Origin of the sequence: Flavobacterium weaverense, assembly GCF_003688495.1 — a bacterium.
Lineage (GTDB): Bacteria > Bacteroidota > Bacteroidia > Flavobacteriales > Flavobacteriaceae > Flavobacterium > Flavobacterium weaverense.
On record NZ_REFH01000010.1, the window covers coordinates 96969 to 117195 of the forward strand.

A 20227-nucleotide genomic window follows, 5' to 3' on the forward strand; every position below is an offset into this window, starting at 1 on the left:
GAAATTATAAATGTTAGATATAAAAGATTTTTCAATTTTTGAAAATCAAGTCAGTTTTGACTTTAAAGGGTTTTTGATAAAAATTGGAAGTTACTGGAAGTGGTTTCTCATCAGTTTGTTGATCACTTTTACGATTGCCTATCAAGTAAACGTTCGTAAAGAGAAAATCTACGGTATGGAAACGCTTATTTCTGTTAAGGAAGAAAGCAATCCTCTTTTTACTTCAAATACAAGCTTAGTATTTAACTGGGGTGGCACTTCTGATCAAGTGCAGACGATTTCAACAACACTACAATCGCGATCGCATAATGAATTAGTAGTTGATAAACTACAATATTATATTGATTACCTAGCGCAAGGAAAATATAATTTGGTGGATGCATACGGCGCAGTTCCCTTCTATGTAAATATCGATAAATCAAAAGGACAACTTTCTGGAGCTTTAATCAGTATTAAATTTTTAAGCGAAAGCGAGTATGAAATTAAAATACCTTTTGAAAATTCAAGCGTATCCACATTAACATACTCCAACAATACATATGGAAGTACCAATGTTGAAATTGGAGATTTCGTGAAAAGATATAAAGTTGGAGAACAAGTTTCACTTCCTTTTTTAAATTGGAAATTACAAATAAACGATAATCCTGGTTTTTACAAAGGGAATGAATATTTTGTGCGTTTCAATGATTATAACGGTACAGTGTCTGCGTACAAAGGAATAAATGTTCGCTCCGATGATAAGGGCGGTTCCATCATAACGTTGGGAATGCAAGGAACGAACAAAGCTAGAATGGTCGAGTACTTAAATGCGACCGTTAAGATGCTTATCAAAAGGCAATTGGACGGGAAAAATCAGTTTGCGACTAATACTATTTCTTTTATAGATAGCACATTGGTAGCAATGGAATCGCAACTAAAGGAGACGGGAAATGAATTAAAAACATTTAGAAAAGGTAAAAATATTTATGATGTTGAAGATGGCGGAGCTAAATTCTCAGAGAAAATATTAGAATTTGATGTCAAAAAAGATGAAGTTAATCGTAAAATGGCCTATTACAATTCGCTAAAATCATATCTTAAGAATAGTGTGAATTATGCGAAACTTCCAGCGCCATCGGTAGCTGGTATCGAAGACCCAAATATTGTAGTAAATGTTTCAAAGTTGATTGCGCTTTCTGCTCAACGTTCTGAAATGGCTTACGCTGTAAAAAGTGATAAGATATTCAGTGACTTTGATAACCAAATGGAAGCGGTTAAAAACGTTTTGTTAGAAAATATAGCAAGTGCAAAATCTTCTTTACAATATGATTTAGCTGTTGTAAGTAGTAAAATAAATCAAAAGGAAAGCACTATTAAACAGCTTCCTGAGGATCAGCAAGAGTTGATTAAAATTAAAAGGAAATATGATTTAAGCGATAATATATACAGTACTTTTCTTCAAAAAAGAAGTGAAGCAGATATTGTAAAAGCAGCTAACTTATCAGATATACACTTTATCGATCCTGCTAAAGATGTAGGCGGAGGATTAATAGGTCCGAAAACATCTGTGAATTATGTTTTGGCTTTATTTTTAGGAATTCTTATTCCTTTAATTTTTGTTTTTGCAGTATTCTTCATTAATAATTCAGTTCAAAATGCGGAAGATATCAGTAAGATGACAAAAATTCCTTTAATTGGAGTTGTAGGTGTAAATAAAGAGAATACGAATTTGGCAGTTTATGATAAGCCAAAATCTGCATTATCAGAATCCTTTAGAGCCATTCGTTCCTCGCTGCAGTTTTTATACAAGAAACAAAATGTTGATGGCGCAAAGACATTAATGATTACTTCTTCGATAAGTGGAGAAGGAAAAACATTCTGTTCGATAAACATCGCTACTGTTTTCGCCTTGAGCGAAAAAAAGACTGTTATTATTGGTTTGGACTTGAGAAAGCCCAAGTTAGCTGGAGAGTTTAACTTGTCAAATGATATTGGTGTTGTCAATTATTTAATAAAGCAAAAAACGGTAGACGAGATTATCAATCATACTCACATTCCGTATCTAGACGTTATTTTATCTGGTCCCGTTCCTCCTAATCCGGCAGAGATGATTATTAACGAAGGGATGAGAGAATTGATAGATGAACTAAAGAAAAAGTACGACTATATTATTCTTGATACGCCGCCGGTTGGTTTAGTTTCGGATGCTCTAGAACTCGCACAGTACTGTGATGTAACTTTATATATTGTCAGACAGAATTTCACTAAAAAGGAGATGATTGCTTTATTGAACAATCGTGTAGAACGTGGTGAATTAAATAATACAAGTATCATTTTGAATGGCTTAGAAAATAAAGCGAAGTACGGAACAGGTTACGGCTATGGATACGGTTATGGCTATGGAAGTTATGCTAATGGTTATTATGAGGAAGAAAAATCAACTAGCGTTTACCAAAAAATAGCAAGGAAAATATTAAAAAAATAAAGCAACCATAAGTGCTTTACAAAACAAAAAAAATAAAATGGGAAACGAAAATAAGAAGGTAATCTTAATCACTGGAGGAGCTGGATTTATTGGCTCTAATCTTTGTGAATACTTTTTAGCAAAAGGAAATAAGGTCGTTTGCTTGGATAATTTTGCAACAGGACACAGACATAATTTAAAAGATTTCATCAGTAATCCTGACTTTACACTAATCGAGGGAGATATTCGCAATGCTTCTGACTGTGTAGCTGCAGTAAAAGGAGTAGACTATGTTCTGCACCAAGCAGCACTTGGATCTGTACCAAGATCTTTGAATGATCCTGTTACTACTAATGATGTCAATGTAAGCGGTTTTTTAAACATGCTTGTAGCGGCAAGAGATGAGAAAGTAAAACGATTTGTTTACGCAGCTAGTTCATCTACTTACGGAGATTCAGAATCGTTACCAAAAGTCGAAGAAGTAATTGGGAAACCACTTTCTCCTTATGCGATAACTAAATACGTTAACGAATTATATGCTGAAATATTCAGCAAAACTTACGGATTACAAACAATAGGACTGCGATATTTTAATGTCTTTGGTAGAAAACAAGATCCTAATGGAGCTTACGCTGCTGTTATTCCAAAATTTGTAATGCAAATGATGCAGCATGAAAATCCAAAAATAAATGGAGATGGTAACTATTCTAGAGATTTCACTTATATTGACAATGTCATTCAAATGAATGAATTAGCAATGTTAACTCAAAATCCTGAAGCTATTAATACAGTTTACAATACTGCTTTTGGAGATAGAAATACGTTGAACAACTTGGTCAATTATCTGAAAGAATATTTATCAGAGCACGATTCTAAAATTGCAGATGTTGAGATTGAATATGGACCAAATAGAGCAGGAGATATTCCGCATTCTTTGGCGAGTATTGATAAAGCTAAAAAATTTTTAGGATACAATCCAAAATTCTCTATGCAGCAAGGATTAAAAGAAGCAGTGGGTTGGTATTGGGATAATTTAAAATAGACAGGTATCTTTTGTAGCTCATCCGTTATGAATTTGATGGCAATGCTTATCTGATTCAAAAAATAATAATTCCCACTGCAGAACTAGGCAGCGAAAACAAAAATAGAATACCGAAAACTAATTACAGAAAATAGAATAAATGAAAATTACAAAAATTTGTTGCATCGGAGCTGGATATGTTGGTGGACCAACAATGGCAGTTATAGCTCAAAAATGTCCACACATTCAAGTTACAGTAGTTGATTTGAATGAAGAACGTATTGCAGCTTGGAACGATAAAGATTTAAATAATATACCTATTTACGAGCCAGGTTTAGACGCCATAGTTAGTGAGGCAAGAGATCGAAATTTATTTTTCTCTACAGAAGTAGACAAAGCAATTGATGAAGCGCAAATCATTTTCATTTCTGTTAATACGCCAACTAAAACCTACGGAAAAGGAAAAGGTATGGCGGCTGATTTAAAATTTATTGAGCTGTGTGCGAGACAAATTGCAAGAGTAGCGAAAGACAATAAAATTGTTGTTGAAAAGTCGACACTTCCTGTTAGAACTGCCGAAGCTATCAAAAGTATTTTAGACAATACTGGTAACGGCGTACAATTCCAAATCCTATCTAACCCTGAGTTTTTAGCTGAAGGTACTGCTGTTCAAGACTTGTTAAACCCAGATCGCATATTAATTGGTGGTGACACTACATTTGAAGGACAGAAAGCTATCCAATCTTTAGTGGATGTGTATTCAAATTGGGTAAATGCTGATAAAATATTGACCACTAATGTATGGTCATCAGAACTGTCAAAACTAACTGCAAACGCATTTTTAGCGCAACGAATTTCGTCGATTAACGCAATGTCAGAACTTTGTGAAAAAACAGGTGCTGATATAAATGAAGTTGCAAAAGCGATTGGAATGGATAGTCGAATAGGTTCGAAATTTTTAAAAGCTTCTGTTGGTTTTGGAGGATCTTGCTTCCAAAAAGATATTTTGAACTTGGTTTACATTGCAAAATCGTATGGTTTAAATGAAGTAGCTGACTATTGGGAACAAGTGATTATAATGAATGATCACCAAAAAAGAAGATTTTCCAGCAAGATTGTTCAGACGCTTTACAATACAGTTTCTGATAAGAAAATAACATTCTTAGGTTGGGCATTTAAAAAAGATACAAATGATACCCGAGAATCAGCAGCTATTTACGTTGCAAATGATTTAATTAATGAGCATGCAAAAATAGCTGTTTATGATCCAAAAGTATCAAGTAAAAAAGTACTAGATGACTTAAATTATTTAGAAACAAGATCTATAGAAAATAATGCAAATAGTATTACTTCACATTTAGATCCGTATGAAGCCTGCCAGAATGCGCATGCTATTGCAATACTAACAGAATGGGATGAATTCAAATTATACGACTGGCAAAAGATTTATGATTCCATGCAAAAACCGGCCTTTATTTTTGACGGTAGAAATGTATTAAATGGTATCGAATTAACCGAAATTGGTTTTATTTATAAAGGAATAGGTTCGTAAGTTTTTTTTTAGCAAATTTTTAATTCCTATTATTCTTTTTTTTTGATAGAATTCTTAAGGGAATTAATCCTGAAGATCAACTTTTAAGTTTACACCGAATATCTTTTGAAGTACATTTTCTATATTAATTTTAAATTTTTTATCTGATTATTGTCAATTTTCAAATTCATAAGTTCGAAAAAAGAATAGGGAAGGTTGAATGGTTTTCCTTAGTTCCATCTACTTATAAAAAGATTTAAAGGCGGAAGTAAATGTTTTTTCGAAGATATTCTAAAGAGGAATCTCTTGAATTTAATGAGATAATTAAAACCATCATTTCCTATTTGAATGTGAAAATAAATTTACTACTTTGCATTTGATGATAAAATAGTATTAATAAAAATTGCTAGGTCGCAATCAATTTTAAATCAAGAAGTAGCACAAGAAGTTACTTCAAAAACGATCACATGAAAAACTGGTATGTAGTCTATACAAAACCCAAATGGGGAAAAAAAGTCGCAGAGCAATTAAATAATTACGGAATCGAATGTTATTGTCCACTTATAACTCAAGTGCGACAGTGGTCTGACCGTAAGAAAAAAGTAGAAGTTCCTCTCTTTAACTCCTATGTTTTTGTTTACATCGACGAAATGGAACGCTCGAATGTATTTCAATCTTCTGGAGCAGTTCGTTATTTGTTTTGGTTAGGAAAACCGGCAATAGTTCGTGAAGACGAAATCAAGGTTATAAAAAAATGGATGAATAATCCAGATGTTTCAGATGTGACATTAGAAGCATATAAAATAGGTGATTTAATAGAATTAGAGTCAGGACCATTCACCAGTCAAAAAGCCGTCATTCAAGAGATAAACAAAACTCACTATGTTTTAGTTTTGGAATCGCTAGGATGTGTTTTAAAAATGAAAATAAAATAATTACCAAATAGATTTATTCCTTAGGGCAATTTATATATTTATCTTTTTTGAAAATGAATGTTGTAAGGATAACAGCGTTTAATGTTGTCTGTAAAAAATTTAAATCTTTATTTCCGACAAAATTAAAGAGTGTTAAATGTCTTTTAGTAGTATAAATCATAAATAAGACTGTTTTTTGGTTCATACTCCATATATTTGCACTCTTGAAAAATTGTCTTATACTATTAATTTTAGGGTGAGCGATAACTTCTTGTGTAATAGTATTACTTTAATAATAGTCATTATCCAAATCAATGAGTTTTAATATAAAGATTGCAGTTATCGGTTTGGGTTATGTAGGTTTGCCTTTAGCACGCTTATTTGCCACAAAGCACTCTGTTGTAGGATTCGATATTAATGAAAAGCGTGTAGCTGAATTAAAATCAGGATATGATGCAACCCTTGAAATTGATTCCGAAACATTGCAAAGTGTTTTGCAAGAAAAAAACGAAAACTCGATCGGATTATATTGCTCTACAGATTTAGAAGACATTAAAGATTGTATTTACTATATTGTTACCGTTCCAACACCAGTAGATAAAAACAACCGCCCTGATTTAACACCTCTTTACAAGTCAAGCGAAGCTGTAGGCAAAGTGTTGAAAAAAGGAGATATTGTAATTTATGAATCTACGGTTTATCCCGGAGTGACTGAAGAAGAATGTATTCCAGTATTGGAGCGCGTTTCCGGACTTAAATTCAATATTGATTTTTTTGCAGGCTATTCGCCAGAGCGCATTAATCCCGGAGATAAGGAACACACTGTTGATAAAATACTGAAAGTGACTTCTGGTTCGACTCTAGAAATAGGACAAAAAGTAAATGATTTATATAAATCAGTGATTACTGCGGGAACACATTTAGCACCATCTATAAAAGTTGCTGAAGCAGCTAAAGTAATTGAAAACTCGCAACGCGATATTAACATCGCATTTGTAAATGAATTAGCTAAGATTTTCAACTTAATGAATATTGATACGCAAGCAGTTTTGGAAGCTGCGGGTACCAAATGGAATTTTTTACCTTTTAAACCGGGATTAGTTGGAGGACACTGCATTGGCGTCGATCCTTATTATCTAGCGCAGCGCGCTCAAGAATTTGGATATCATCCTGAAATTATATTAGCAGGCCGACGTTTAAATGATAGTATGGGAGATTATGTTGCGGCACAAATAATTAAACTGATGATCAAAAGAGGTATTTCAGTTAGTGGTGCAACGATACTAATGCTCGGGATCACATTTAAAGAAAATTGTCCAGATGTTAGGAATACAAAAATTGTTGATGTTATTGCCGCATTAGTAGATTATGGAGTAACTGTAACTATTTATGATCCGTTAGCAGATCCATCAGCGGTAAAGCATGAATATCAGTTGGAAACAACTCAAACTATACCGAATCAAAAGTTTGATGCGTTAGCATTAGGAGTAGCACATCAAGAGTTTTTAAATCTAGATCTATCTGTCTTGAGAAACTCTCAAAGTATTGTGTACGATGTGAAAGGAGTTTTGGGCGACAAGGCTGATGGACGATTATAGGTTTTAGTTTTAAAACAGTTGTCGTATATGGTAATTAATTGAAAAAGTAAATTCTAGGGTTTATTTATTATAAAAAGGGAGTGTATTAATTAATTATTTAAGGCCTTTAAATTTTTTTACATTGCAAAAAAAAGATTTTTCTTTGTGAGAATTAATCGTCCTTAGTATCCGCAGTCGAGCGTCAAATGTTTGAAGAATGTGTAAAAAGAAAAGCTGTTTGATCCGCCGCGGCGGAGACCTGTTTTCTTTTAGCATTCAAAAACTAATTTGACCGACGAGGACACGCAGACTTGAAATCGAAGATTCACTGAATCCAAAAAAAAAATAAAAAGATTGAAGTATTTTTTTGTTTCCGTTGCCCTGAGCGAAGTAGAAGGGTTGATCAAGCAAAAAAGAAAATTTAATTACTGAAAATAAATTTTCTTTACTTTTAGCTTGACGTAACTGTTGGAGTTTTTTATGTAGAGAAATCTAAAAAAAACATAAAAAAAAATTTTTTTGTTAAATTGATTTAGTCGATTTTAAGTAAATTATAAATATTCTCGATACTTTTATATTCTATCAAATATTGGTATAATTGATGAAAATTAATTATGCCAATGGGTTTCAAAATATATATTAACTATGGAAAAGAATTCAATCACACATGTGATACTTACAGGAGGTGTTGGTAGTCGTTTGTGGCCACTATCACGAAAAAGTAAACCCAAACAGTATCTCGATATTTTTGATGGGAAATCATTGTTTGAGATGACAGTAGATCGCAATAAAAATCTCGCTGATAAAGTAATGGTTGTTGGTAATATTGACAATTGTCATTTGAGTAAAGCAGTATTAGAAAAGTCAAATACCGAATATATTGATATTATTGAGTCCACGCCTAGAAACACGGCAGCTGCAATTGCTTTTGCTGCTTTTGCTTCGTCAGCCGATGATATATTAATTGTAACTCCTTCAGATCATATCATTGGTGAAATACAATTGTACGAGCAAGCGATTCAAGAGGCGATTGAAAAAGCAGCTAAAGGTTTTATCGTTACTTTTGGAATTGTACCGACTAAACCAGAAACAGGGTATGGTTATATCGAGCGCAAAGGAGATAATGTAGTGTCATTTCGGGAGAAGCCAAATCAAGTTTCTGCACGTGATTTTATTGCTAAAGGAAATTTCCTTTGGAACAGTGGAATGTTTTGCTTTAAAGCTAATGTGTTTTTAGAAGAACTCAAAGTTTATGCTCCGGACGTTTATGATACTTCTAAGCTAGCATGGGAAAGTAATAAAGACGGTATTCTCAATTTAGAATTATCACTTACGATTCCTTCCATAAGTGTTGATTATGCGATTATGGAACGGTCAAAAAAAATCAAAGTAGTTTCGTCCCATTTTGAATGGTCTGATTTAGGTTCTTTTGAATCTGTGTATGATTATCTAATTACGATTGGTCATAGTGTAGATGAAAATGGAAATATGGTTATTGGTACAAATAATTACACCGCCTTTATAGGTGTCAAAGACACTATTTTTGTTCATACTGAGAATGCCAATCTAATTTTGAAAAAAGAATTTTCTCAGGATGTAAAAAGTGTTTACAATGCTTTAGAAAGAAAAAAATCTAATTTGCTCGATTAATTACCTTTTAAGCTTTATTTACCGTACTGTCTATTAATTTAAAATATAATTTTTTAATTTAATTTAAAGCGAACAAAATCATCAGAGAAATTTGTTCAAATAACTCACTAAATTCAGTGATATTTACTTTCCGATATTAAAATTTTAAAAATTTAGTTAGTTGTTCTTTAATGATTTAAATTTAATTTTTAAAATCTTATTTTTTAGGACGAGTAATTGCAAAAAAGAAAATTTAAATGTGTGATATTAAAAACTATATTTGCAAAAAATAATATTTAGTAGGTATTTCTTCTTTATGAAATCTTAATTAAATTTAAAGTAGTGAAGCCATTATGGGATTCGCTGCGGCGAAGCCATTTGAACAACTAGTTTTTTACTATTGCAAATATTGTTTTCCTTACTTAATATTTGTCAACGAGAGTAAATCTACAATAAATTAACATCAGTTTTTCCAATTCAAAATTTATGAAAAAAATTATTACAATCATTGTACTATTTGTTGCTCTTACACAATCATCAGCAATGTTGGCACAAGATTTATTTAAAGGGTCAGATTTAAGTACTATACAAGTGGATAATCTATCAGATAATGATATTGCAAAAGTAAAATCACAACTGCAGTCAAATAATATTACTATTGAGCAAGCAGAACCAATGGCTTTAGGAAAAGGAATGTCTGCGGGTGAATTTTCTAAATTGAAAACTAGGATTGCAGCTTCAAAAAGCAATATTTCGACTACTGATAATTCAGCTATGGCGAAAGATTCTGGAAGAAAACAGGAAGAAATTTTAAATACAAAAAACAAAAGCAATTTAGATCCGTTGATTTTTGGATCAGAGCTCTTCGATAATCCAACATTAAATTTTGAACCAAATCTTAAATTAGCCACTCCTGTAAATTATATTTTAGGACCTGGGGATGAGTTGCAGGTGAGCGTTTACGGCGTACAAGAGTTTAACGCTAGTATTCCTGTTAGTATTGAAGGTAAAGTGAGCATTCAATATGTAGGTGAAATTCCAGTTGCTGGAATGAGCATAGAGGCAGCAACCCAAAAAATCAGGAGTGCTATTGCTAGAGTATACAGCACGGTTAGTTCTGGTCAATCACAAGTTAGTATAAGTTTAAGTCGAATTAGGACTATAAAAATCACGATTATTGGAAGCAAGCAGCCTGGTAATTATTCAATTTCTTCTTTAGCAACGGTTTATAATGCACTATTCTTAGGTGGCGGACCAGGAACGAATGGAAGTTATAGAAATATTGAGTTGTTGCGTGACAATAAGGTATATAGAACTATTGATATCTATCATTTTTTAGTAAATGGCGATCAGTCAGATAATGTCGGTTTAAAAGATAATGATGTTATTAGAATTCCAGCATATAGCCAAAGAGTTACTTTGGAGGGTCAAGTAAAACGTCCCGGAATTTTCGAAATGAAAAAGGGAGAAACTTTTGCAGATTTACTAACTTTCGCTTCTGGTTTTACAGATCTTGCTTATACGGCCTCAGTAAATGTTTCTCAAAAAACAAGTAAAGAATATAAAGTTCGTGATATAAAATCTTCAGAATTTAATACATACAAGCCATTAGCTGGTGATATATTTAGAGTTACTAAAATTTTAAATCGGTTCGAAAATAGAATTACTATAAATGGTGCTGTTTTCAGACCTGATGTTTATTCGTTTTTTGAGGGAATGCGTATTGCAGATTTGATAACGAAAGCGGATGGATTAAAAGAAGATGCATATAGTAAAAGAGCAAGAATAGTTCGATTAAAATCAGATTTAACAACTGAAATTGTTAATGTAAACCTAGAAAAAGCGTTGAACGGAGATGCAGAAGCAAACATTAGTTTGAGAAAAGAAGATGTTGTGACTATTTATTCAATTTTAGATTTTGTAGAGGAGTACAAAATAACCATCGATGGCGAGATAAAAAATCCAGGTATTTACAATTTTGACGAGGGACTCACTTTAAATGACTTTTTAGTTCAGGCTGGAGGATTAACAGGATCTGCTTCTAAAAGAGTGGAGATCGCTAGAATGATAATGTCGGATCAAATCGACGACAATAATCCAGCAAAGGCAGAATTGTTTAATATCGAAATTACTCCAGATAATAACGAGCAGGCCAAAAATTTTGAACTGCTTCCTTTTGACGTGATTAATATCCGTAGAATGGCTGTGTATGAGCGTCCACAGATGGTGACCATACGTGGAGCAGTTAATTATGAAGGAAAATATGTTTTAGCTAATAAAAAAGACAAAATTTATGATGTTATACAAAGAGCAGGTGGTTTAACTTCTGTTGCTAATGTAGAAGGAGTGAAAATTAAAAGACCCATTCAGACAAAACAAATTGAAGATGTTGAAAATGTAAATTTAAATTTAGGAAAAAAAGATTCTATTCAAAATAAATTGGTGGATAAATTAAAAAATGAAATAAAATTTGCAACAATACCAGTAGATTGGAAATCAATTGCTAAGGATCAGCTAAGCAATACTAATGTAATTTTATTTCCAGGAGATGAGATTGAAGTAGCAACATTTACAGAAGGGGTTAAAGTTTCAGGTAACGTAGTGTTGACATCTGAAATTCCTTATGAGAAAGGACGCTCTTTTGGGTATTACTTAGATGCTGTAGGTGGTGTAGATGGAAAAGCGTGGAAGAAAAAAGCGTATGTTATTTATCCAAATGGAAAAGCGGCTGTAACTAGTTCTTTCCTTTTTATTAGATCGTATCCTAAAGTAAAACCAGGCTCTCAAATAATAGTGCCAGAAAAACCAGAAGTCAAAAAGACAGGCTTAGCGGAGATTATTGGATTCGCAGGAGTACTAGCTAGCGTAGCTGGAGTTGTAATTGCAGTTCTAAGAAGATAGTTTTTAGTGCGCTAGAGATAGATGTGTTCAGTAAACAGTGTTCAGTTTTTAGTAAGCAAGTAACCGAAATCAGACAACATTTAACCCCTAATCAGCTAAATGGTTAATTGGTTATGTGGTTAATCGGTTATGTGGTTAGTTGTTCAGTTGGTTTTGAGATGGCAAGGCTATGCGGTTAAATATATTACAAATTAAACCCACAAACATCTTAACACCGTACACAAATAGACTCTAAACAATTAAGACTTTAAATAGTTAAGCTCTTAAACTCTTACATTCTTGCAACAACCATACAAAACCGATAACAGATAATGGAAAACAGATAGCATTTAACCAATTAAACCCCTAACCAGTTAAACAATTAAACAGTTAACCTCCCAATCAAATAACGGAAAACCGATAACGGAAAACAGATAACATGAACGAACAAACCCAAAACGACGAAATATCGTTAAAGGAATTAATAGAAAAAGGAAAAGAGTGGTTCAGCTACCTTTTATCACAATGGAAAATAATCCTATTAGCTGGAATAATTGGTGCAGCTTTGGGCTTAGCATACTCGTTGTATAAAAAACCAATATATACAGCAACCTTATCTTTTGCTTTAGAAGATGAAAAAGGTGGCGGAGGGCTTGGTGGTGCTTTAGGTTTAGCAAGTTCTTTTGGGTTTGACTTAGGTGGCGGTGGCGGAAGTATCTTTACTGGATCGAATCTGACCGAGTTATTCAAATCCCGTTCTATGGTGGAACAAACATTATTGACTCCTGTAGTGTATGAAAATAAAACGATTTCTCTTGCAGAAATGTATATTCAAGATAATGACTGGAGAGAAAAATGGAAAACTAAGCCAAAATTGAAATCATTACAGTTTTTACCCGAAACGAAACGAAAGTATTTTACAAGAGTACATGACAGTATTTTGGGTATAATATATGACAACCTATCTAAAACAGGATTGTCAGTTGGTCAAAAGGATAAGAAAATAGCAATTACGACTATCGATGTTAATTCCACTAATGAATTGTTTGCCAAGTACTTTACGGAAGCATTAGTTAAAAATGTGTCAGATTTTTATATTGATACTAAAAGTAAGAAGGCTAGAGAAAATATGTCTATCCTGCAAAGACAAACGGATTCCGTTCGTGGAGAACTCAATGGAGCCATTACTGGTGTTGCTGTGGCGAATGACAATACTTTTATGCTAAATCCTGCATTGAATGTACGTCGCACGCCTTCAGCAAGAAGGCAAGTAGATGTTCAAGCCAATACAGCTATTTTAACAGAATTAGTAAAGCAAAATGAAATGGCAAAAGTTGCATTACGTAAAGAAACGCCTTTAATCCAAGTAATTGATGAACCAATTTTACCTTTGAAAAAGGAGAAGTTTGGGAAAGCAAAAGGAATTGTGTTAGGTGGTATTCTTGCTGGGTTATTAATTGTATTGGTTTTGATTATGAGAAGGATTTTAAAGAGATTTTGTTAACCGCCACGATTTGTTGTTGAAAGCGCTATTCTTTTTATCAAGGATGAGGATATTAAAATAAAATTTCATTTTAATATTGAAAATTGATTTTTTGAACCCATACATACATTAATTGGGAAGTTATTGTACAATTATTTGAATAAAAAAATAAAGAGTTATCCGTGAAGTTTTTTAAAGTATCACTATTTTCAAGCCTCATTACAATAATTAAAGTATTGTCGGGGTTTGTAGTTTCTAAGTTTGTAGCGTTATTTGTTGGGCCATCTGGCGTGGCATTATTAGGGCAATTTACAAATTTTTCAACTATCGTGTTTAGTTTGTCTAATGGATCAATTGGTACAGGAGTTGTAAAATATACTGCAGAATATCAAGAAGATGATGTGGAAACAAAAAAATTGTTTAGCACAGCCTTTAGAATTTCATTATATTGTTCGGTTTTCATCGGACTTGTTATTGTTCTTTTTTGTCAAAGTTTGTCAAAAATAGTATTATTTAATGATAGTTATTATAGCGTATTTATAATTTTTGGTTTAGCAATCGTGTTCTTTTCGCTAAACACACTTTTCAGTTCTATTTTAAACGGTCAAAGTGACATAAAATATTTTTCGAGTATCAATATTATTACAACAATTGTAAATGTAATAATTAGTGTAATTTTAGTGAAATATTTTAAATTGTATGGTGCATTGATTTCTGTTTGTATTATACATTTTTTCACATTTTTTTATTCACTATTTGTTTTAAGAAATCAAAAATGGTTTTCTCTTTCAAATTTTAAAGGCGAGATAAATAAAAAATATTTAGGTAAACTTAGTGGATTTAGTTTGATTGCAATTACTGGAGCTATATGTGTACCATTGTCTCAAATGTTTGTGAGGGATTTGATAGTGAGTCAAATTGATTTACAAAGTGCTGGTTATTGGCAAGGTATGATGAGAGTCTCGGATGGTTATTTAATGATTATTGTGACATCACTGAACTTGTATTATTTACCTAAACTATCCTCATTAAAAACAGATTTGGACTTAGCAAAAGAAGTTATTTTTGCATTTAAGGTCTATATACCCATTACTATTTTTGGTTGTATTTGTATATATTTTCTAAGGTTTTTCATAATTGATGTGTTATACACAAAGGAGTTTTACTCGATGGAAGATTTGTTTTTTTATCAATTATTAGGTGATATAATGAAAGTTGCTTCTTGCATAATCGGTTATTTACTGGTTGCAAAAGCTATGACTAAGACTGCTGTTTTTACGGAATCTTTTTTTGCGTTAATGTTATATATATTGTCATTCCTATTAATAAAATATCGAGGTTTAAATGGTGTAACGTTTGCCTTTTTTATTAATTATGTGATTTATTTTATAATATTATTATTTATTTTTAGAAGTACAATTTTTACAATTTGGGAATTGATTTTTAAAACTGATAAAAAATAGAGTTTGTAAGATATTATTTTAAAAATAAATACATGAAAAAAATATTATTGGTTTTTGGAACACGTCCTGAGGCTATCAAAATGGCACCTTTGGTAAAAGAATTTTTAAAGCATTCTGATATATTTGAAACAAAAGTTTGTGTAACTGCGCAACATAGAGAAATGTTAGATCAAGTGCTAGAATTTTTTGATATTGTACCAGATTTTGATTTAAATCTTATGAAACCTGGTCAAAATTTATACACTTTAACTGCCGATGTTATTGTTTCAATGAAACCAATACTAGAAAGTTTTAAACCTGACTACGTTTTTGTTCATGGAGACACTAGTACATCCACTGCTGCTGCATTAGCTGCATTTTATGCTGGTTGTAAAGTTTGCCATGTTGAGGCGGGTTTAAGAACTTTTAGTAAATGGGCACCATTTCCTGAGGAAATGAATCGTCAGCTTACGGGACGTTTAACAGATATCCATTTTGCACCAACGGAACAAGCAAAGCAAAATTTATTGAAGGAAGGAGTTTGTTCTGATGCTATTTTTGTTACTGGAAATAGTGTGATTGATGCACTTTTGTACGCTAAAGATAAAGTTGAAGATATTCAAGATTCGCAAATAGAGTCGCTTAAGTCTATAGTTGACATTTCCAAAAAAATAATTTTAGTTACTGGGCACCGAAGGGAAAATTTTGGAGACGGGTTTGTCAACATTTGTTTAGCATTAAAAGAATTAGCTTTAGAAAAAAATGTTCAAGTAATATATCCAGTTCATCTAAATCCGAATGTTCAAAAGCCTGTTAATGAGATCTTAGGTGAGATTGAAAATGTTAAATTAATACCACCGCTAAACTATCCAGCGTTTGTATGGTTAATGAAACAATCTACAATAATCGTCACAGATAGCGGAGGTGTGCAAGAAGAAGCTCCAAGTTTAGGAAAACCTGTCTTGGTTATGCGAGATACAACTGAAAGACCTGAAGCAGTTGAGGCAGGAACGGTTACTTTGGTTGGGACAAATAGTTCCAAAATTGTTGAAGAAGCTAAGTTATTGTTGTTTGATTCTAAATTATATGAAAAAATGAGTCAGGCACATAATCCTTATGGTGATGGAAAGGCTTGTTCTAGAATTATCAATATACTTAAGTAGAGTAGTGAATATGAAGAAAGTAGTTTTTATGGCGCCTTTTCCAACTCCAGAGAATATTAAAGAGGGAATGATGCAAAGAGTTTATGCTATTGATAAAATGTTCGGAAATGACGAATATGATAAAACATATATAATTCCGAGGATTAAGGCTCTAAAAACGAAATGCAAACAAGTTGATGAAAATACTGTAGAAATTAAATTATCTATTTGGATTTCGTTTTTATTGCTATTAAGAAAATTGAAAAGTGCAGATGTTATTTATTGTCACTCTCTTTATGGATTGAGTTTAGCAGGATTCCTTTTTTTACCTTTTTTAAAAAAGAAGGAAATTGTGTGGGATGTTCATGGCATAATTCCTGAGGAAATAAAGTTTGCAAAAGGAGGGGATTTAAAATTTTTTGTCTATTCAATACTTGAGAGATTATTGATTAGTAAAGTGACCAAGGTAATAGTGGTAACTAATGCCATGAAGAGGCATTTACTTAAAAAGTATAATAATTTAGAATCAGAAATTTTAGTGTATCCTATTCTGCCTAATACAATAAATGTTGAAGACGGATTTGAAATAAATGATGGTAAATTAAATATTCTTTATGCTGGAAATATGCAAGGATACCAAAATATATCTTTGATGATTAAAAGTATTAAGAAAATGGTAAATACTAAAAATATTTATTTTTATATTCTCACAGGTCAGAGAAAAGAAATGATAGATAATTTTGTTCAAAACGGATTAGGTAATAAAGATAATATATTTATTGACTCTGTTAATCCAAGTGATTTAAATGAATATTACAGAAAAGCACATTATGGATTTGTATTGCGTGATGATATAGATGTTAATAATGTAGCTTGTCCTACAAAGATTATTGAATATCTTGCTTACGGAATAACTTGTATTACTTTGAATAATAAAATTGGTGATTTTCAAGAGTTAGGCTTTAACTATATAACTTTAGATCAATTAGACAACGAAAAGTTAAAACCTTCAAAAAGTTTAAAGAATCATCAAATATATTCTAAACTATATAGCGAAAACAAACCGTTCAAGTTAATTGATTTTGTTTTAAAATAAAAAACACATGTGGGTTTACTTTTTATTGTTTTTTCTGATTTTATTTTTTGGCGCTTTTTATAAGTACAAGCTTACAAAGAGTAGTGTTTGGTTTTTTTGGATTCTTGGTTTTATTCTTTTCTTTATAACTGCATTCAGGGCAGAGGGAGTAGATAACGACTATGTTACGTATTTAATGGCTATTACGGAAAATTGGGGCATTAGGGAACCTGCTTTTACATTTATTTCGTATTTATCTTATAATTTATTAGGTTCTACAAAATTAGTTTTCGTAATATTTGCTGCCTTAATAATTCCATTGCTTTTTTTTGGTCTGAAAGGAATAGCCCGTTTTTTTTATTTGTCGTTGTTAATTTATTATTCGTTTTATTTTTCCGTTTATGGATTTAATGCGATTAGAGCGGGAGTAGGAATTGGACTTTTCTTTTTTGCTTTAAAATATTGGATCCAAAGGAAAAAAAAAGTGGTGTTTTTTTTTTTAACTCTTGCCTCACTTTTCCACTTTTCATTCGTTATTTTCTTTCCTCTTTATTTCTTAGTAAAAGATGATAGTAAACATCTAAAAATATTTATTGGTCTAATCCCAATAGCATATTTAGCCTACTTTGTAAAGCTTGATGTACTTTCGTTATTGTTGATGATTCCTTTCCCTCAGTTACAACAGTTGGTTATTTTATACGATGAAGTTGGTAAAGATGTAGTTGCTAATGCAAATGTATTTGGATTTCTAATATTAATTAGATTATTAATTCTTTTTTGGTTGGTAATTTACCGGGAATTCTTAGCTAGTAGATTTGACGGTTTCTATATTTATCTAAAATTATATAGTATAGGATTTTTCTTTTTTATTTTTTTCTCTGGTTTTAAAAGCGGTGCGTTTAGAACTGCGGAGTTGTTTTGGGTAAATGAGTGTTTACTGTTACCTATGTTTGTCGTATTGTTTAATCCACGTTGGTTTGGCACTTTAATATTGATTTTGTTATGCGTATGTATGATGTTTTTTACGTATATTCTTAGTGATTTTTTAAGACCTTTTAACTTTAATTTTGATTTATGAGTGTAGTTGATATTGCAATGGCAACATATAACGGAGAAAAATATTTATTGGCGCAATTAGAGAGTATTCTTTCTCAATCATTTACTGACTTTCGTTTATTTATTAGGGATGATGGTAGTTCCGATAGTACAATTGAAATAATTAAATCTTATGCTAAAAAGGATAGCCGCATACACTTTATTGATGACAATTTAGGAAATCTTCGTGTATCACGTAATTTCGAGCAAGCACTTACTTATTGTACAGCACCTTATATAATGTTTGCTGATCAGGATGATGTTTGGTTTAAAAATAAAATTGATGTCTCTCTTTCATATATTAAAAAAGTTGAGTTAATAGATAAACCTGTATTAGTCTTTTCTAATTCAATTTTGTCTAGTGAGACATTAGATAAAGAATATGGAAATAATTATTCGCAGGATCTAGATGTTACCTTGAAGAGCTTTTTGTTTGGTAACGCTGGTTATCAGGGAGCCGCAATGATATTTAATCAGAAGTTAAAACAAATGGCACTTCCATTTTTAGCTAATTCTTGTGTACACGATTATCATATTTCTTTAATCGGATTGTTACTTGGTAATGTGTGTTTTATAAATACACCTTTAATGTTATATCGAAGACATAGTGATGCTACCACAAAGCAAAATTTAACTTTATTTGGTAGATTAAAGTGTCTATTTGAGGGGGATTCTATTTTATATAATGAAAAGATGTTAAATTATCTAAAAGATTTTGCGTCATTTTATAAAAGCAATATAAATACAGAGAATATTAATATATTAAATGATTATTTTGAAATAGTAGAAAATAAAACATCATTTAGTAAAAGGATTCAATTGGTTCGTAAAAATAAATTTAAAGTTAGAGGAAGTAGTAAATATTTAATCTTTAAAATATTTTTGCTAAGATGAAAGTACTTCATGTCATAAATTCTTTGAATACTGGTGGTGCTGAAAAATTGTTATTAGACACAATTCCATTATTTAATCAAAAGGGAGTTGAAGTCGATTTGTTAGTTATTGATGGAACAGAATATCCTTACCTAAATAAAATAATAGAAAAAAAAAGCTGCAAAGTTTTAACCCTTAATTCAAAAAATATTTATAGCCCCACTAATATATTTAGGATTATTCCTTACTTAAGACAATATGACATAATACATGTTCACTTATTTCCAGCTCAATATTGGGTAGCAATGGCGAAGATTATTAGTTTTTCAAATGTAAAGTTGGTTTTCACAGAACACAGTACGTCTAATAGAAGAATAAAATCATTTTTTTTAAAATTTATTGATCGCTTAATTTATTCGTCTTATGATAAAGTTGTTTGTATTACTCAAGAGGTAAGAGATGTACTTAGAGTGCATACAAAATTGGAATGCGATAAATTTGTAATAATAGAGAATGGTGTAGATCTCCAGTTAATTTATGATACTTCAATGTTTAATAGATCTGACTTAAACACTATAATAGAGAAGGGTGATGTTTTAATAATACAAGTCGCAGGTTTCAGAATTGAAAAGGATCAAAAAACAGTTATTAAATCGTTGAAATATTTACCGTCAAATGTCAAAGCTTTATTTGTCGGTGATGGAATCTTTAAGGATGAATGTGAAAAATTTGCAAATGCTCTTGGTTTGCAAAGTCGAATATGTTTTTTGGGTATACGCACTGATGTACCGGCCTTGCTAAAAATGGCGGATGTTGCAGTGTTAAGTTCACATTGGGAAGGAATGCCTTTGTCTGTTATTGAAGCAATGGCAGCAAACAAACCAGTTGTCGCATCAAATGTACCTGGGGTTTTTCAACTTGTTGAGGGATACGGTTTATTATTTGAAAAGGGAAATGAGCGAGATCTTGCAAAAGCAATTAATGAGTTGCTAAATGATGAGAAATTTTATAATAAAGTTTCAGAATCTGGTTTTCAACATGCTAAGCAATATGATATAAATGTTATGGTTAATAGGCAAATTGAATTGTACAACGATCTAATGTAATTTAGGTAAATTTCTA

General features: G+C 31.7%; 14 protein-coding genes. All 14 read left to right on the forward strand.

Annotated elements, in window-relative coordinates; genetic code table 11:
- Positions 1-10: 10 nt before the first annotated feature.
- Positions 11-2464, forward strand: a complete 2454-nt coding sequence (locus BC961_RS10330) for a polysaccharide biosynthesis tyrosine autokinase (protein WP_121925786.1) — start codon at positions 11-13, stop codon at positions 2462-2464.
- Positions 2465-2501: 37 nt separating this feature from the next.
- Positions 2502-3485: an SDR family oxidoreductase gene (locus BC961_RS10335; protein WP_121925787.1), complete on the forward strand. Its 984-nt coding sequence runs from the start codon at positions 2502-2504 to the stop codon at positions 3483-3485.
- A gap of 139 nt (positions 3486-3624) precedes the next feature.
- Positions 3625-5016, forward strand: coding sequence for a UDP-glucose 6-dehydrogenase (locus BC961_RS10340; protein WP_121925788.1), 1392 nt, complete (start codon positions 3625-3627; stop codon positions 5014-5016).
- A 446-nt stretch (positions 5017-5462) separates the two neighbouring features.
- Positions 5463-5930: a UpxY family transcription antiterminator gene (locus tag BC961_RS10345; RefSeq protein WP_121925789.1), complete on the forward strand. Its 468-nt coding sequence runs from the start codon at positions 5463-5465 to the stop codon at positions 5928-5930.
- Positions 5931-6223: 293 nt separating this feature from the next.
- On the forward strand, positions 6224-7507 hold the full coding sequence (locus BC961_RS10350) for a nucleotide sugar dehydrogenase (protein ID WP_170151307.1): 1284 nt from the start codon (positions 6224-6226) through the stop codon (positions 7505-7507).
- A gap of 624 nt (positions 7508-8131) precedes the next feature.
- On the forward strand, positions 8132-9136 hold the full coding sequence (locus tag BC961_RS10355) for a mannose-1-phosphate guanylyltransferase (protein WP_121925790.1): 1005 nt from the start codon (positions 8132-8134) through the stop codon (positions 9134-9136).
- A gap of 465 nt (positions 9137-9601) precedes the next feature.
- Positions 9602-12016 (forward strand): SLBB domain-containing protein, encoded by a 2415-nt coding sequence (locus BC961_RS10360; protein ID WP_121925791.1) that lies wholly within the window; start codon positions 9602-9604, stop codon positions 12014-12016.
- Between the two features lie 418 nt (positions 12017-12434).
- Complete coding sequence (locus BC961_RS10365; protein ID WP_121925792.1) at positions 12435-13499, forward strand: Wzz/FepE/Etk N-terminal domain-containing protein; 1065 nt, start codon at positions 12435-12437, stop codon at positions 13497-13499.
- Between the two features lie 161 nt (positions 13500-13660).
- Positions 13661-14941 carry an O-antigen translocase gene (locus BC961_RS10370; RefSeq protein ID WP_121925793.1) on the forward strand — a complete coding sequence of 427 codons (1281 nt, stop codon included), beginning with the start codon at positions 13661-13663 and terminating at the stop codon, positions 14939-14941.
- 32 nt (positions 14942-14973) lie between these two features.
- Positions 14974-16083: a non-hydrolyzing UDP-N-acetylglucosamine 2-epimerase gene (gene wecB, locus BC961_RS10375; RefSeq protein WP_121925794.1), complete on the forward strand. Its 1110-nt coding sequence runs from the start codon at positions 14974-14976 to the stop codon at positions 16081-16083.
- Positions 16043-17158: a glycosyltransferase gene (locus BC961_RS10380; protein WP_170151308.1), complete on the forward strand. Its 1116-nt coding sequence runs from the start codon at positions 16043-16045 to the stop codon at positions 17156-17158. The genes wecB and BC961_RS10380 overlap by 41 nt, the downstream gene beginning before the upstream one ends.
- Positions 17159-17165: 7 nt before the next feature.
- Positions 17166-18215, forward strand: a complete 1050-nt coding sequence (locus BC961_RS10385; RefSeq protein WP_121925796.1) for an EpsG family protein — start codon at positions 17166-17168, stop codon at positions 18213-18215.
- On the forward strand, positions 18212-19126 hold the full coding sequence (locus BC961_RS10390) for a glycosyltransferase family 2 protein (protein WP_121925797.1): 915 nt from the start codon (positions 18212-18214) through the stop codon (positions 19124-19126). Before BC961_RS10385 ends, BC961_RS10390 begins: the two co-directional genes overlap by 4 nt.
- Positions 19123-20211, forward strand: a complete 1089-nt coding sequence (locus tag BC961_RS10395; protein ID WP_121925798.1) for a glycosyltransferase — start codon at positions 19123-19125, stop codon at positions 20209-20211. Before BC961_RS10390 ends, BC961_RS10395 begins: the two co-directional genes overlap by 4 nt.
- The last annotated feature ends 16 nt before the right edge of the window (positions 20212-20227 follow it).